The 14264-nt window shown below is 66.8% G+C and carries 14 protein-coding genes and 1 pseudogene; 2 read left to right on the top strand and 13 right to left on the bottom strand.

What is annotated here, in order from left to right:
* The first annotated feature begins 164 nt into the window (after window positions 1–164).
* Complete coding sequence (locus E5K04_RS08425) at window positions 165–2282, top strand: sensor domain-containing protein (protein ID WP_136552963.1); 2118 nt, start codon at window positions 165–167, stop codon at window positions 2280–2282.
* A gap of 3 nt (window positions 2283–2285) precedes the next feature.
* Here the strand turns inward: E5K04_RS08425 and E5K04_RS08420 are convergent, their stop codons facing one another.
* From E5K04_RS08420 to E5K04_RS16645, 9 genes and pseudogenes are all read right to left on the bottom strand, one after another.
* A complete protein-coding gene (locus tag E5K04_RS08420; protein WP_136552960.1) occupies window positions 2286–2624 on the bottom strand; it encodes a YegP family protein in 339 nt (112 codons plus the stop codon).
* Window positions 2625–2695: 71 nt separating this feature from the next.
* On the bottom strand, window positions 2696–3484 hold the full coding sequence (locus tag E5K04_RS08415) for a TrmH family RNA methyltransferase (protein WP_136552958.1): 789 nt from the start codon (window positions 3482–3484) through the stop codon (window positions 2696–2698).
* A complete protein-coding gene (locus tag E5K04_RS08410; protein WP_136552956.1) occupies window positions 3481–4809 on the bottom strand; it encodes a histidine kinase in 1329 nt (442 codons plus the stop codon). The genes E5K04_RS08415 and E5K04_RS08410 overlap by 4 nt, the downstream gene beginning before the upstream one ends.
* Window positions 4799–5506, bottom strand: coding sequence for a class I SAM-dependent methyltransferase (locus tag E5K04_RS08405; RefSeq protein ID WP_136552954.1), 708 nt, complete (start codon window positions 5504–5506; stop codon window positions 4799–4801). The genes E5K04_RS08410 and E5K04_RS08405 overlap by 11 nt, the downstream gene beginning before the upstream one ends.
* A gap of 30 nt (window positions 5507–5536) precedes the next feature.
* Window positions 5537–6442: a flagellar motor protein MotB gene (gene motB / locus E5K04_RS08400; protein WP_136552951.1), complete on the bottom strand. Its 906-nt coding sequence runs from the start codon at window positions 6440–6442 to the stop codon at window positions 5537–5539.
* Window positions 6443–6454: 12 nt separating this feature from the next.
* On the bottom strand, window positions 6455–7315 hold the full coding sequence (gene motA, locus E5K04_RS08395) for a flagellar motor stator protein MotA (RefSeq protein ID WP_136552949.1): 861 nt from the start codon (window positions 7313–7315) through the stop codon (window positions 6455–6457).
* Between the two features lie 157 nt (window positions 7316–7472).
* Window positions 7473–8216, bottom strand: a complete 744-nt coding sequence (locus E5K04_RS08390) for a sigma-70 family RNA polymerase sigma factor (RefSeq protein WP_268907630.1) — start codon at window positions 8214–8216, stop codon at window positions 7473–7475.
* A pseudogene (locus E5K04_RS17080) lies at window positions 8205–8258 on the bottom strand (hypothetical protein); the annotation flags it as partial. The gene E5K04_RS08390 and the pseudogene E5K04_RS17080, both read right to left, overlap by 12 nt.
* Before the next feature lie 9 nt (window positions 8259–8267).
* Entirely contained in the window at window positions 8268–8426 is a 159-nt protein-coding gene (locus E5K04_RS16645; protein ID WP_168929190.1) for a hypothetical protein, read from the bottom strand.
* A gap of 354 nt (window positions 8427–8780) precedes the next feature.
* Here E5K04_RS16645 and E5K04_RS08380 point away from each other — a divergent pair, with 354 nt between their 5' ends.
* Window positions 8781–9389: a TetR/AcrR family transcriptional regulator gene (locus E5K04_RS08380; RefSeq protein ID WP_136552945.1), complete on the top strand. Its 609-nt coding sequence runs from the start codon at window positions 8781–8783 to the stop codon at window positions 9387–9389.
* Window positions 9390–9446: 57 nt separating this feature from the next.
* On the opposite strand, the gene E5K04_RS08375 is transcribed toward E5K04_RS08380, so the two are convergent.
* The 4 genes from E5K04_RS08375 to ald are packed head-to-tail and all read right to left on the bottom strand — an operon-like array spanning window position 9447 to window position 14180.
* On the bottom strand, window positions 9447–10823 hold the full coding sequence (locus E5K04_RS08375; protein WP_136552942.1) for an aspartate aminotransferase family protein: 1377 nt from the start codon (window positions 10821–10823) through the stop codon (window positions 9447–9449).
* Between the two features lie 57 nt (window positions 10824–10880).
* A complete protein-coding gene (locus E5K04_RS08370) occupies window positions 10881–12215 on the bottom strand; it encodes a glutamine synthetase family protein (RefSeq protein WP_136552939.1) in 1335 nt (444 codons plus the stop codon).
* 53 nt (window positions 12216–12268) lie between these two features.
* The gene (locus E5K04_RS08365; protein ID WP_136552937.1) at window positions 12269–13027 is read right to left on the bottom strand and encodes a gamma-glutamyl-gamma-aminobutyrate hydrolase family protein; all 759 of its coding nucleotides are present in this window, start codon (window positions 13025–13027) and stop codon (window positions 12269–12271) included.
* Between the two features lie 28 nt (window positions 13028–13055).
* Window positions 13056–14180 (bottom strand): alanine dehydrogenase, encoded by a 1125-nt coding sequence (gene ald / locus E5K04_RS08360; protein WP_136552935.1) that lies wholly within the window; start codon window positions 14178–14180, stop codon window positions 13056–13058.
* Between the last annotated feature and the right edge of the window lie 84 nt (window positions 14181–14264).

Below are 14264 nucleotides of genomic sequence, written 5' to 3'. Positions count from 1 at the left end.
TTATATGATATGTGCAATTCATGCTGCCAGGTCCGAAACGGCACGCCGCACGCGAACTGTTTGTGGCAACGCTACACTCACGCCCGAGATATTCGTCAATAAATACATATAATTAGCGAATTAGTGTATATTGATTGTCAAATCAATAGTCTTGCTTCACCTCAATGTCTCACCGCTCTCTCCCCGTCTCCGGCTCCCCCGCCCGGCCCGATGACTCCTTTACCCATTCATTGATGCTTAAGGCATTACCTCACAGCCCAAACGTCGCATTCATCAAAGATGAACAGGGTCGCTTCGAGGTCGTCAACAACAAGTTGGCCACGCTGTACGACACCACAGCCGAATCACTGATCGGGAAGCGCGACGAGGATTTCAACCCGAACGCCGCGCAGGTCGAGTCCTACCGGAAGAGCCACGAAGAGATCCTCAAGAGCGGGGAACAACAAACGGTGATCGAGACCGCGACCGATCTGAAGAGCGGCAAGGTCCGCCACTTCCGCTCGGTCAAGACGCCGTTCGAAGGGCCTGACGGCCGACGCCACCTGCTAGTGGTCGCGACCGACATCAGCGACCTGGTCGACGCGCGCGAGGCGGCCGAGGCCGCGCACCAGCGGCTCGATTACGCGCTCGCGACCATAGACGAGGGGGTGTGGGACTGGGACATCAGGCAAGGTATGGTCAGGCACAACCGCAAGTGGTGCGAGTTGCTCGGACTGGATGCGTCCTACCTCGAACACCCGATGCAGGTCTACAGCGACGCGATCCATCCGGACGACCGCGCCTGTGTCTTTGCCGCGCTCGAGCGTTGCCTGGCGGGCACCGAGCGCTACCTGGTCGAATACCGCATGCAGCGCCCTGACGGCAAGACCTTGTGGGTATGCGACCGCGGCGACGTCGTCGAGCGCGACGCGGACGGCCGGCCGCTGCGCATGGTCGGCGCGCTGCTCGACATCAGCCGCCGGCGCGAGGACGAGGCCGAGATCACCCGCCTCGCGTATACCGACCCGCTGACCGGCCTTGCCAACCGCCGCCGCTTCCAGGAAACCCTCGCGCGCGTCCTCGCGCACTGCGCACGGGAAGGCGAGCAAGGCGCGCTGATCTACCTCGACCTCGACCACTTCAAGGAAACCAACGACACGTTGGGTCACGCGGCGGGCGACCGGCTGCTGCAGGACGTCGCGCACCGGCTGTGCGACGCCGCACGCGACAGCGACCTGATCGCCCGTCTGGGCGGAGACGAGTTCGTCGTCCTGCTAGGCGGCCTGCCCGCCTCAACCGCGCTTGCCCGCGCGCAGGCCGGACGCTGCGCCAGGCGCCTGCTGGCACGGCTGTCGGACTCAGCCCCTGGCGGCAATGACCCGATCCGCGCCCAGGCTAGCGCCGGCGTGACCGTCTTCTCCGGCCTCGCCGAGAGCGTGGAGACGGTACTGATGCAGGCCGACCTCGCGCTCTACCAGGCCAAGGCGGAGGGCCGCGGACGACATGCGCTGTTCGAGCCCGAACTGCACGAAAAGATGGCGCGCCGCACCCAGCTCGTCGCAGACCTGGACACGGCGCTCTCGGCGCGGGAATTCTTCCTAGAACTGCAGCCGCAACACACCCCGACAGGCACGCTGACCGGCGCCGAAGCGCTGCTGCGCTGGCGCGACGCGAACGGCATGCGGCACCCGCCGTCAACCTTCATCCCGGCGGCCGAAGCGAGCGGGCAGATCCTGCCGATCGGCCGCTTCGTGCTCGCAGAAGCCTGCGCGCTGCTCGCGCGCTGGCAGGACATACCGGCACTCAGTGGGGTGACGCTGGCGGTCAACGTCAGCGCCGCCCAGTTCGCGCAGCCGGATTTCGTCGAACAGGTAAAGTCCATCCTCGCCGCGCACGGCGCGCCTCCCGGGCGCCTCAAGCTCGAATTGACCGAAACGGTGCTGCTGGGGAGCTTCGACGAGACGCTTGCCAAGATGCAGGCGCTCTGCCGCCACGGCGTGCGCTTCTCGCTGGACGACTTCGGCACCGGCTACTCTTCGCTTGCCTACCTGAAGAAACTGCCGCTGCACGAGCTGAAGATCGCCCAAGAATTCATGCGCGCGCTGCCCGGCAACGCGGACGACTGCGCGATCGTCGACACCGTGATCGCGCTGGGCAAGGCGATGGGGCTCACGCTGGTCGCCGAGGGAGTGGAGAGGGACGCGCAGCGCGACTACCTGTGCGCGCGCGGCTGCGACACCCTGCAAGGTTACCTGCTTGGCCGCCCGCAGCCGGTTGGCGCGTTCGAGCAGCGCTATGCCTAGCGCCTACTCTGCCGTGGTGTCGACCAGCAGCGCCTGCGGCGCGTGCTCGAGCACTGAGTCGATGCCCTTTTCCATCGCAGTGTTCGACGAATACATCTGGCTGCGCGCGATCACCTTGTCGCCGTCACCGTGGATGCTGAAATAGGGCTCGCCGGCAGTGGACACCTTGCGGTGGATGCGGTCGGCGAGCTTGTTGTCCTGCTGCAAGGCCTGCGCCGCCTCGACAGCGTGGTGCAGCGAATCGAACAGCTGGCTGGTGAGGATCACCTGCCCGTTGCGGGCCTTCAGGTTGAACAGGAACTTGCCGTTGCTCGACGCGCTGATTTCGAATTTTCCGGACATCTGACCCTCCGCTGGAAGAACGCGGGCAAGCCGCCCGCCTCCAGTCAATCTAGATCAGAAGAAGCAGACCATCATCCGATTTGCAAGGCAAGACGCTGCCTGACCCGTTCGAACAGGCAGACGGTCGCCGCCATCGCGACGTTCAGCGACTCGGCGTGGCCGGGCATCGGGATCAGGATGCGCGCGTCGGCGCGCGCGACAAGCGCGTCCGACACGCCGGCGCCCTCGTTGCCGAACACCAGCGCGACCTGCCCGCTCAGGTCTTCCGCGTACAGCGAATGCGCGCCGGCAAGATGGGTGACCAGGCGCCGGCCGGGGAAGACGTCCAGCAAGGCGGCAAGGTCCGCCCCCTCGTGCAGCGCCAGCGCGAAGTGCGCGCCCATGCCGGCACGCAACACCTTGGGCGAGTAGACGTCTACACAACCTTGCGACAGGTAGACGTCGCGCACGCCCGACGCGGCCGCCGAGCGCAGGATGGTGCCGACATTGCCCGGGTCCTGTACGTCCTCCAGCAGCACGCAGCTCGCGCCAGCCGCCTGCGGCTTCGGCCGCGCGGCGAGCGCGATCAGCTCGGGCGCCGAGGCGAGCGCGCTGAACCTTCCGAGCACGCCCCGCGCGAGGAGCAGCACCTCGCAGCGCCCGGCCAGCGACGCGAGCAAGGCCGTCACCTCCGGGTGCGCGTGCGCGTCTTCGTTCACATACAGCGTGTGCGGCAGCACGCCGGCGTCGCAGGCGGCCGCGATCAGGTGGATGCCCTCGAGAACCATCAGGTCCGCCTTGCGTCGCGCGCGCGCGCTGTCGGAAAGCCTGGCCAGCGCCTTGATAGCGTCATTGTTCGGGGAGGTGATCAGTTTGCTCATGCGGGTGTCCGCCCCGGCAGCCCGGCTGCCAGTGCCTTGAATTGGTTGAAAGTCGCCGGATCGATCGCCCGGCCGCCAGCTCCGTTATCGGCGACGAACAGCCCCAGCGGTACGCCTTGCGCCCACAAGGACAGGAAGACCTTGTCCCCCGGCCCCAGCGCCGTGAGCAGCGCGTCGCCGTAACGGCTGGCAAGCTGCTCCAGTGCATGCGCGGGCGTGAACAGACACTGCGCACGCGACATCAGGGTCGAGAGCAGGCACCCCTCGCCCAGTTCGGGCGCAAGCCTGGCCAGCGGTTCGCCCTCGCGCACGCCGACCTGGAAGCGCAGGCGCAGGCATGCAGCGGCCGGGTCCACCCGGTAGTAAAGCACGCGCGAGAAACCCAGGTCGTTGGCGAGGTGGCGCAGCGCCTCGCGGATTGCCGCGTCCGGGCGCGCCTTATCGATGGCCGCAGCCGCGTGCACGCGCGGCAACGGCAGCGGCACCGATCCCTCGAGCGCGAGCAGGCGGCGCGCGGCAAAGCCGTACTCCGGCGCGGTGCCGCTTCTGGCCACCTGCAACACGGCGCGCTGCACGACTTCGAGCGCATCGTCCAGCGACGCACCGCAGAGCGACGCTGCCGCCTCGACGCCAGCGAGCCACGGCGCGCGCCAGACGCCCTGGTCGACTCCTTCTGCAGTCGCGACCGCCAGCTTGAGCAAGCCGCGCTGGCGGTTGGGCGAGCCCGGCCCCAGCAAGGCGCCTAGCGCCGCGGGCAGGCCCAGCGTGCGGACAAAGGCGGACAACAGCAACGGATAGTCAGTGCCGAAAGCGTCTGCCGCCGCCTGCAAAGGCGGCTTGCCGGTCAGGGTGTTGCAGTCGAGCAGGTAGACGCACGCCGGCAGGTTGTAGAGCTCGGCGGCGATGAAGCAGTCCTCGACCCGCGGCTCGCCGGCGAGCGCGAGCCAGCCCTTGACGATCTGCGCCGCGATGCGGCCACGCCCCAGCATCGCGCGCACCTCTTCGGCGACGTCGGCGTCCAGCTGGCCAGGCGAGACGCTCAGTGTGTCCAGCGCCGCAAAACGGCTGCGCACGGTATCGACCCCGAGCAGCATCAGCATCTGCTCGACCGCCGGCAACTTGCCGGAGGCCTCGAGACGCGAGACCGACCCGCAAAGCCGCATCAGGTCGAACAGCATCAGCGGGTCGGACAGGGTGAGGTTGGCCAGCGCCTCGAACGAGAGCGCGTCGCCCTCGACGAGCAGGCGGCCCAGCGCACGCCGGCTGCTGGGCAGCACGGGAAGACGACGGGGCACGAGGCCGGCGAGCCACTGTTCAAGTTGCATGGGGTCGACGCCAAAGAAGAAGTTCGGTCTGCAAGGGGCCGCCCAGCGGCAGCCTGCGCTCGACAGGCACCGCCGGCACGGCAAAGGTATTACTGACGAGCCAGGCCCCCGCGTCCGCCTCGCGCCGGAAACGTTGCCACAACTCGGGCATCGGCGCGGGCGACAGGAAGGCGTACAGCACGTCAAAGCCCGTCAACGGCAGGCGGCGCAAGTCGCCGAAGACGATCTTCACGTTCGCCGGCCGACCCGCCAGGCACCAGCGGGTGCGGGCCGCCAGCCACGGCAGGGGCGCGTTCTCCACGCCGGTGAGCACAAGGTCGGGGCGCAGATGCGCGAGCGAAAAGAGCATGCGCGCGTCGGCGCAACCCAAATCACACAGCCGCGCGCCTTGCGGCAACCAGTGCGACAGCACCCGGCTCACCTCGTCCGAGGAGCGGTAGAGCGGTACGCGCTGCGTCGGCGCATTGCGCGCGATCGCGAAGGTCAGTAGCGCCGCGAGCGCCCAGACCCAGGGCGGCAGCGACCACTGCTGCGCCAGCAGCAGCGCGGGCGCGAACAGGACAAGCGCGATCAGGCGCACGCCGCGAAGCGACAGCATGCGCCCGATCACCAGGCAGAAAACCGCCTGCGCGAGCGCCCAGCGCCCGGGCTCGGCCAACGGCGCAAAGAGTGCCCACGCCGCGAGCGAGGCGAGCAAGACGGCGAGCGCCGCGCGCAGCATGGCCGCTTAGCCTGCGCCGCCCGCCTGCATGCCCTCACCTGCCGGCGCAGGCATGGCCTCGGGCACGGCGGTCTCGGCGCTCGCGCCGTCCGAGCGGATGCGGTCGACCGCGTCCCGGTTGAGGATCACGATCTCGATGCGACGGTTTTCGGGGCTGAAGTGATTCTGCCGGTTCAGGGGGTTGGCGCTGGCCAGGCCGACCACGCGCAGGATCTTGGACGGGTCCATCGACCCCAGGATCAGCTCGCGGCGCGCGGCGTTGGCACGGTCGGCCGACAATTCCCAGTTGCTGTAGCCTTGCTGCCCGCCCGAAAACGGTGCGGCGTCGGTGTGGCCGGACACGCTCAGGAGATTGGGCACTGCATTCAGCTCGTAGCCCAGCTCGCGCAGGATCTCGCGGGTGTGCGGCAGCAAGGCTGCGCTACCCGAGGCGAACATCGGCCGGTTCTTCTCGTCGAGCAGCTGGATCTTCAGCCCGTCCGGCGTCATCTCCAGCCTGAGCTGGTCCTTGTAGAACTTCAGCACGTTGCTGGTGCGCAAGTCCGCGCTGATCTTGTCGTGCAGCGCCTTCAGCCGTTTCTTCTCGGCCGCGACATCCTCGGGCGAGCGGTTGGAACGCTTGACCTGGCCTGCCTGGCGCGTGAGGTCGGTGCCGCCACCCTTGATGACTGCGGTCGCGTCACCCGCGCCCTGCCCGCCCGACAAGGCGACCTTCAGCGGTGTCTTGAAGTACTCGGAGATGCCCTGCAAGGTTCCCTGCGAAACCGAACCCAACAGCCACATCAACAGGAAAAACGCCATCATCGCGGTCACGAAGTCGGCGTAGGCGATCTTCCAGGCGCCGCCGTGGTGGCCGTGGCCACCCTTCTTGACCCGCTTGACGATAATGGGGCGCTGCGACTCGTCTGCCATCGTCGGCGCTCCTTACTTGGCCTTGGCCTGCTTGACGTGCTCTTCGAGCTCGCGGAACGACGGGCGGTCATGGCCGGCCAGCGCCTTGCGACCGAACTCGACCGCGACTTGCGGCGCGTAACCGTTGAGGCTGGCCAGAAGCGTGACCTTGACCGTCTGCAGCACGCGGGTCTGGTCGGAAAGCTTGTGCTCGAGCGCGGTGGCCACCGGCGCGACGAAGCCGTAGGCTAGCAGGATGCCGAGGAAGGTACCGACCAGCGCGGCGCCGATCAGCTTGCCCAGTTCCGCCGGCGGCAGGCCGACCGACTCCATGGTGTGCACCACGCCCATCACGCAGGCGACGATACCGAAGGCCGGCAAGCTGTCGGCCAGGCTCTTCACCGCGTTGACCGGCACCTCGCCCTCGTGGTGGTGCGTCTCCAGCTCGACGTCCATCAGGTTCTCGATCTCGAAGGCGTTGAGGCTGCCGCCGACCATTAGGCGCAGGTAGTCGGTGATGAATTCGACCACATGGTGGTCGGCCAGGATGGCCGGGTATTTGGAAAACAGCGGGCTGGACTCGGGCGCGTCGACGTCGGCCTCGACCGACATCAGGCCTTCCTTGCGCACCTTGGCGAGCACTTCGTAAAGCAGCGCGAACAGGTCCATGTAGAACGCCTTGCTGTACGGCGACGCCTTGAATACCTTGGGCAACGCCTTGCCGGTCGCCTTCAGCGGCGCACCGCCGTTGGCGGCGATGAAGGCACCGACGGCCGCACCGCCGATGATCAGGAGCTCCACCGGCTGGAACAACGACGCCAGGTGCCCCCCCGCCAGCGCGAAGCCGCCCAGACACGCCGCGAAGATGACCACGTAGCCGATTGGAATGAACATGCAGACCCCCAAAATGAAAATCCGGCCTGCAATGTCCCCTGTGGCGGGGCTCTGGCGTCACGCGCGTGGCGACACCTGCGGCCGTAAAAGCGCCGCTAGTATATTACAGGCAGGTCTGCAAGCCCAAGCGCAGCCCGCCTGACGGTGAGCGGCGGTTTCAGAGAAGCAGGCTGGCGTCCATACCCTCGCGCCGCAACTGGCGGCGCAAGGCTTCCAGCGCCTCGATCTGCGACTGGCGGACCCGCTCGCGGCTGATGCCCAGCCGCGCGCCGACCGCCTCGAGGGTCAGCGGCGCCTCGTCGCCCAGCCCGTAGCGCAACTCGATGATCGCGCGGTGCCTGGGAGAGAGTGCCGACAGCCAGCGCCCCATCCCTTCGTCGAGCTGCCTCGCGCCGAGGAGGCCTTCCGGCCCGCGTGCGTGCGGATCGGGCAGCACGTCGGTCAGGGTCAGCTCGGACTGGCCCGCGATCGCCGTCTCGAACGATACGCAACCTTTTTGCAGGGCCAGCAAGCCGGCCACCTCCGCCTCGTCCAGCGACAGTGCACGCGCAAGCTCGGGTACGCTGGCTTCGCGGGCATGGCAGCGCTCGTGCTCGCGCGCGGCACGCAACAGCCGCGCGAGCTGCTTGCCCACGTGCACCGGCAGGCGCACGGTACGCGACTGGTTGAGCAAGGCGCGCTCGACGTTCTGGCGGATCCACCACACCGCGTAGGTCGAAAAGCGGTAGCCCAGGTCGGGATCAAATTTCTCCAGTGCGTGCATCAAGCCGAGGTTGCCTTCCTCGATCAGGTCCAGGAAGTCGACCCCGCGCCCCTGGTAGCGCTTGACGACCGAGACGACCAGCCTGAGGTTGCGCTCTATCATCTGCCGGCGTGCATCGTCGTCGCCATCTCTCGCCAAGCGAGCCAGATGCTGCTCCTCCGCCTGCGTGAGCAGCGGCTTGCGGCCGACCTAGTTCAGATAGACCTGCGCGAGGTCAGCCGCCCCGCTGCGCCAGTCTTCGCCCGCCTCCGCCAGCGGCAGGCCGTCCGGCTCATCGGCCACCGCCTCGGCTTCCGCCTCTGGGTGATCGGCGCCCTCCAACATTACCCAATCTGCACGAAACACCATATCCTGACCTCCCGATAACATAACTCACTACTGAGTGTGTTCATCATGCTAACGGGCACCTCAGGCAATACCAAACGCTATCGCGAACAGCTCGCAGCACAGCCGGACAGACAACTCCGGAATGGGCGAACATTCGATTTTTATGGCATTCCAATGCAGTTTACCGGCAGCGCGGACAGTTTATTGCCACGCCGGCCGCCACAACCCTCATCGGGCGGCAATGCGTTGGTAGCAGGCACTAGCACGACGTGCGCCACCTTCCGGCAAATCGACTGGCAAACACACCGGGCTACATCTATAAATTGAATAATTTATCCTGATTATTGATTTGACCTCTTTTAGGACAGATACAGATTGCAGCACGCCCGCTCACAAATCACCCGCGACAAGCTTGTCGACGCCGCACTCAACAGCGTCTACCGCCATGGCCACAAGGGGACGACCACCCAGCAGATCTGCGAGGGCACCGGACTCACCCAGGGCGCGCTGTTCAGGCACTTCGAAACCAAGAACGAAGTGCTGCACAGCGCCTTTTCCCGCGCGCTCGAACGCATCCTCGAGCACTGCGACGCTTCGCTGCACGCGAGCCGGGGACAGGCCGACGCCGCGCACCGCTTGTGGCAACTGGCCGAAAGCACTGCAGCCGGCCGTTGCCACCTGGTCGCCATCGAGCTGGCGGTCGCCGCGCGCACCCAGCCTGAACTGCACCGGCTGCTGCATGAGGAAGCGCTGCACTACCGGGACCGCTTCGTCGCCCTGCTCGGCGCCCACTTCCCGGAGTACGCCAGCCACCGCGAATTCATCCCGGTCGTGCTCTCGCTGATCACCCAGTATGTCGGGATGGCCGTGACCAACTGCCTGCTCTTCACCCACTCGCCGTCCAGCGAGCGCACCGAGTGGGCACGCCGCGTCCTGCAATCGGAAATTGCCCGCATAGCGGGCACTCCCTGCCCGACGATCTAGCAGGCACAAAAAAAGAGGCGCTTGCGCGCCCCTTCAAGGTCGGCTTCGGCCAGGCGTTCAGCCTGGCTGGCCGCGCACCACCACACGTTCGAATTCCTCGACGCAACGCGCGGCACGGCCGAGCATCTCGTCGATTTCCGGCTTGCTGATCACCAGCGGCGGCGCCGCGACGATATGGTCGCCGCACGCGCGCATGATCAGGTTTTCGCGGAAGAAGATGTCGCGGCAGGCAAGGCCCATGGTGCCCCAGTTGTCGAACAGCGCGCGCTTTTGCTTGTCCTTGACCAGGGTGAACGCCTGGATCAGGCCGACGCCGCGCACGTCGTCGATATGCTCGAACTGGCCGAAGGTCTCGCGCCACTTCGCCTGCATATAGGGACCGGTCTCTTCGCGCACGCGCGCGACAATGCCTTCGTCACGCAGGGCAGTGACGTTGGCACGCGCCACCGCGCAGCACACCGGGTGGCCCGAGTAGGTGAAGCCGTGGTTGAAGTCGCCGCCGTGCTCGATCAACCCTTGGGCGACGCGCTCGCCGACAAACACCGCGCCGATCGGCAGGTAGCCCGACGACAAGCCCTTGGCGGTGGTGAAGAGGTCGGGCTTCACGCCGTACAGCTCATGCCCGAACCACTGGCCGGTACGGCCGAAGCCGCAGATCACCTCGTCGCACACCATCAGGATGTCATGCTTGCGGCAGATGCGCTCGACTTCCGGCCAGTAGGTCGCAGGCGGGATGATCACGCCGCCGGCACCCTGGATCGGCTCGCCGACGAAAGCGGCGACCTTGTCGGCACCGACTTCGAGGATCTTGTCCTCGATCCAGCGCGCGGCGGCAAGGCCGAACTCTTCCGGCGTCATATCCTTGCCGTGCTTGTAGTACCACGGCTGCTCGACGTGGACGATGCCCGGGATCGGCAGGTCACCCTGTTCGTGCATATAGGTCATGCCGCCCATCGACGCGCCGCCGATGGTCGAGCCGTGGTAGCCGTTCCAGCGGCCGATCAGCACCTTCTTCTCGGGCTTGCCGACCGACGACCAGTAGTGTCGGACCATGCGGATCATGGTGTCGACCGACTCGGAACCCGAGTTGGTGTAGAACACGTGCTCGAAGCCGTCCGGCGCCACCTCGGCGAGCAGCTTCGAGAGTTCGGCCACTTGCGGGTTGGTCGTCTTGAAGAAGGTGTTGTAGTAGGCGAGCTCTTCCATCTGCCGCTTGGCCACCTCGGCGAGGTCCTTGCGTCCGTAGCCGATGTTCACGCACCACAGACCGGCCATGCCGTCGATGATCTGGTTGCCCTCGGAATCCCACAGGTAGATGCCTTCGGCGCGGGTGATCACCCGCGCGCCCTGCGCGTTCAGGCCCTTGGTGTCGGAAAACGGATGCAGGTGATGCGCGGCGTCGAGCGCGCGCCAGGCTTCGGTATTCTGCTTCATGGTCTCTCCATCTTGTCGTTCAGGCGCCTGCCGCCCCCAAGCGACAGGCCGGCCGGCTTACACGTGCAACAGCAGGAACTTGCGCTCCCACGGGCTGATCACGCGGAAGTATTCGGAGAATTCCTTCTCCTTCACCGCCACGTACATCTTGAGGAACTGCTTGCCCAGCACCTCGGCGATCGCCTCGCAGCGGGAAAGGCGCTGCAGCGACTCTTCTGTCGAGTGCGGGAACTGGTAGGGCAAGGTGTACGCGTCGATCTGGCACGGGTCGCGCGGCTTCAGGCCTTCCTTGATGCCGAGGTAGCCGCAGGCCAGCGTCGCGGCCATCGCGATATACGGGTTGACGTCGACCCCCGGCACCCGGTTTTCCACCCGGCGCCCGGCCGGGCTCGAATGCGGCACGCGCAGGCCGACGGTGCGGTTGTCGTAGCCCCACTCTACGTTGGTCGGCGCGGCCGTATAGCGGCTCAGGCGGCGGAAGGAGTTCACGTACGGCGCAAAGAGCGGCATCACTTCCGGCAGGTAGTGCTGCAGGCCGCCGATGAAGTTGAAGAACAGCTCGGACGGCTCGCCATCCGGTCGGCTGAACAGGTTCTTGCCAGTCTCGCGGTCGGCCAGGCTCTGGTGGATATGCATCGCGCTACCCGGCTCGTTCTCCATCGGCTTGGCCATGAAGGTCGCGTACATATTGTGGCGGAACGCCGCCTCGCGCACGGTGCGCTTGAACAGGAAGACCTGGTCGGCCAGCGACAGCGCGTCGCCGTGCAGGAAGTTGATCTCCATCTGCGCGGTGCCGACCTCGTGGATCAGCGTGTCGACTTCGAGGTTCTGCGCGTGGCAGTAGTCGTAGATGTCCTCGAACAGCGGGTCGAACTCGTTGACCGCGTCGATCGCGTACGAGCGGCGGCCAAACTCGGCGCGGCCGGTACGGCCGATCGGCGGCGCCAGCGGGATGTCCGGGTCCGGGTTCGGCGACATCAGGTAGAACTCCATCTCCGGCGCGACCACCGGTGCCCAGCCCTCTGCCTCGTAGAGCGACAGCACGCGCTTGAGCACGTTGCGCGGGGCGACTTCAACAGGCCGGCCGTCGGCGCGGAAGCAGTCGTAGATCAACTGGGCCGTCGGATCGCTCGCCCACGGCACGCGGCGCAGCGTGCTCGGGTCGGGCCGCAGCACCATGTCCGGATCGGTCAGGTCAAGCAGGCTGTCGTCGGGCCAGTCGCCGGTCACCGTCTGGATCAGCACCGCCTCGGGCAGGCGCATTTCCGTCTCGCTGATGAACTTGTCCTTGGGGACGATCTTGCCGCGTGCAACGCCGGTCATGTCCGGAACGATGCACTCCATTTCGGTGATCCGGTGCTCGCGCAGCCAGTCCAGGTTCTCTTGATGCATGATGGTTTCCTTGGTTTTGCCGGTTATCCTCCGGCCAGGAGCCGAGTCGCGACTTATTCCTTGCGTCGCTGACGGCGCTGTCGGCAAGCCTCGCCGAAAGCCTCAAAAATCTTGCAGGAGAGCGGGTTCTCCCAGTATTTCCACTCCGGGTGCCACTGCACCGCGTAGGCAAAGGCCCGCGCGGCCTCGACCCGGTATGCCTCGATCAGGCCGTCGTCGGCGACGGCCTCGGCGATGAGCCCCTCGCCCAGCGTGCGGATGCCCTGCTGGTGGATCGAGTTGACGCGGGCGCGCTCGCCCCCCGCCCAGCCGGCGATCCAGCTGCCCGGCAACAGGCGGATGTCGTGCGCTTCGCCGTACATCAGGTCCAGGTCGTCGGTGTCGGGCTCGCGGTGGTCGAGCATGCCCGGCTCCTCCTGCACATGCTGATGCAGGGTGCCGCCCATCACCACGTTGATCTCCTGGAAGCCGCGGCAGATGCCCAACAGCGGCACGCCCCGCTCGATCGCGAGGCGCGCGAGCGGCAGCGTGGTCGCGTCGCGGCGCACGTCGTGCAGGGTGCCCTCGCGGCTCGGGCCCGCCCGGTAGTGGTGCGGTTCGATGTTGGACGGCGAGCCCGGCAACAGCACGCCATCGACCAGTTCCAGCGACGCGGCGATCAGTTCGGCGTCCCCGAGCGACGGCAACAACAGCGGCACGCCGCCGGCCGCGCCCGCCGCGGCGGCGACGTACTTGTCGCCGACGGCGTGGAACGGGAAGTGGCCGATCTGCTTGACGTCGCAGGGGATGCCGATCAGGGGTTTTTGCTGCATGGTGTCCTCAAAGTGGATGTGGCGACGCTTATGCGGCGGCCTTCACCGTCGCGACCGGGTCGGCGTACGGGTAGCCCAGGGCGCTGGCGACCGCCGCGTAGGTGACCTTGCCCGCGCAGACGTTCAGGCCGTTCATCAGGTGCGGATTCTCAAGCAAGGCGCGTGCCCAGCCCTTGTTGGCCAGCTCCAGCGCAAACGGCAGCGTCGCGTTGGTCAGCGCCATGGTCGAGGTGCGCGCGACGCCGCCGGGCATGTTGGCGACGCAGTAGTGGACGATGCCGTCGACCACGTAGGTCGGTTCCTGATGGGTAGTCGGACGGCTGGTCTCGAAACAGCCGCCCTGGTCGATCGCGACGTCGACCAGCACCGCGCCGGGCTTCATGCGGCCCAGCATCTTGCGGGTGACCAGCTTGGGCGCGGCCGCACCCGGGATCAGCACGGCGCCGATCACCATGTCGGCGTCCCGCACCATCTCCTCGATATTGGCGGTGTTCGACATCAGGGTCTTGATGCGGCCCTCGAACAGCATGTCGATTTCCTTCAGGCGCGGCAGCGACTTGTCGAGAATGGTCACGTCGGCGCCCACCCCCATCGCCATGCGCGCAGCGTTCAGGCCGACCACGCCGCCGCCGAGCACGACCACGCGCGCAGGCGAAACGCCAGGCACGCCGCCCAGCAGCACGCCGCGCCCGCCCTGCGCCTTCTCCAGCGCGTGCGCGCCGGCCTGGATCGCCATGCGGCCGGCCACCTCGGACATCGGCGCGAGCAACGGCAGGCCGCCCTTGTCGTCGGTGACCGTCTCGTAGGCGATCGCAATCGCGCCCGAGTCGACCAGCAGCCGGGTCTGGTCCGGGTCCGGGGCAAGATGCAGATAGGTGAACAGGACCTGGCCCGGCCGCAACATCCGGCATTCGACCGGCTGTGGCTCCTTGACCTTGCAGATCATCTGCGCGCGCTCGAACACCTCGGCCGCGTTCGCCGCGATGCTGGCCCCCGCCTGCAGGTAGTGCTCGTCGGTAAAACCGACCCCGAGGCCCGCCTGCGACTGCACCAGCACCGAGTGGCCGGCCGCGACCAGCTCGCGCACGCCGGACGGCGTCAGGCCGACGCGGTACTCGTGAACCTTGATCTCTTTCGGAACACCGATCAACATCTCTGCCTCCTGTCATAATTACGGGTCGACCCGGCCTGGCTCGTTTAAAAAAATCACCAAGCTGTCCGACAACCGCTGAGCAGA

It is taken from the genome of Crenobacter intestini, from assembly GCF_004919095.1.
GTDB lineage: Bacteria > Pseudomonadota > Gammaproteobacteria > Burkholderiales > Chromobacteriaceae > Craterilacuibacter > Craterilacuibacter intestini.
The sequence above is the reverse complement of the archived record's forward strand: the minus strand, read 5'-3'. Positions and strand labels throughout refer to the sequence as shown.

Excerpts from the sequence above, each read along its gene's own strand:
- E5K04_RS08425 (WP_136552963.1), top strand. The coding sequence starts at position 165 with ATGTCTCACCGCTCTCTCCCCGTCTCCGGCTCCCCCGCCCGGCCCGAT.
- E5K04_RS08420 (WP_136552960.1), bottom strand. The coding sequence starts at position 2,624 with ATGTCCGGAAAATTCGAAATCAGCGCGTCGAGCAACGGCAAGTTCCTG.
- E5K04_RS08415 (WP_136552958.1), bottom strand. The coding sequence starts at position 3,484 with ATGAGCAAACTGATCACCTCCCCGAACAATGACGCTATCAAGGCGCTG.
- E5K04_RS08410 (WP_136552956.1), bottom strand. The coding sequence starts at position 4,809 with ATGCAACTTGAACAGTGGCTCGCCGGCCTCGTGCCCCGTCGTCTTCCC.
- motB (WP_136552951.1), bottom strand. The coding sequence starts at position 6,442 with ATGGCAGACGAGTCGCAGCGCCCCATTATCGTCAAGCGGGTCAAGAAG.
- motA (WP_136552949.1), bottom strand. The coding sequence starts at position 7,315 with ATGTTCATTCCAATCGGCTACGTGGTCATCTTCGCGGCGTGTCTGGGC.
- E5K04_RS16645 (WP_168929190.1), bottom strand. The coding sequence starts at position 8,426 with ATGGTGTTTCGTGCAGATTGGGTAATGTTGGAGGGCGCCGATCACCCA.
- E5K04_RS08375 (WP_136552942.1), bottom strand. The coding sequence starts at position 10,823 with ATGAAGCAGAATACCGAAGCCTGGCGCGCGCTCGACGCCGCGCATCAC.
- E5K04_RS08370 (WP_136552939.1), bottom strand. The coding sequence starts at position 12,215 with ATGCATCAAGAGAACCTGGACTGGCTGCGCGAGCACCGGATCACCGAA.
- E5K04_RS08365 (WP_136552937.1), bottom strand. The coding sequence starts at position 13,027 with ATGCAGCAAAAACCCCTGATCGGCATCCCCTGCGACGTCAAGCAGATC.
- ald (WP_136552935.1), bottom strand. The coding sequence starts at position 14,180 with ATGTTGATCGGTGTTCCGAAAGAGATCAAGGTTCACGAGTACCGCGTC.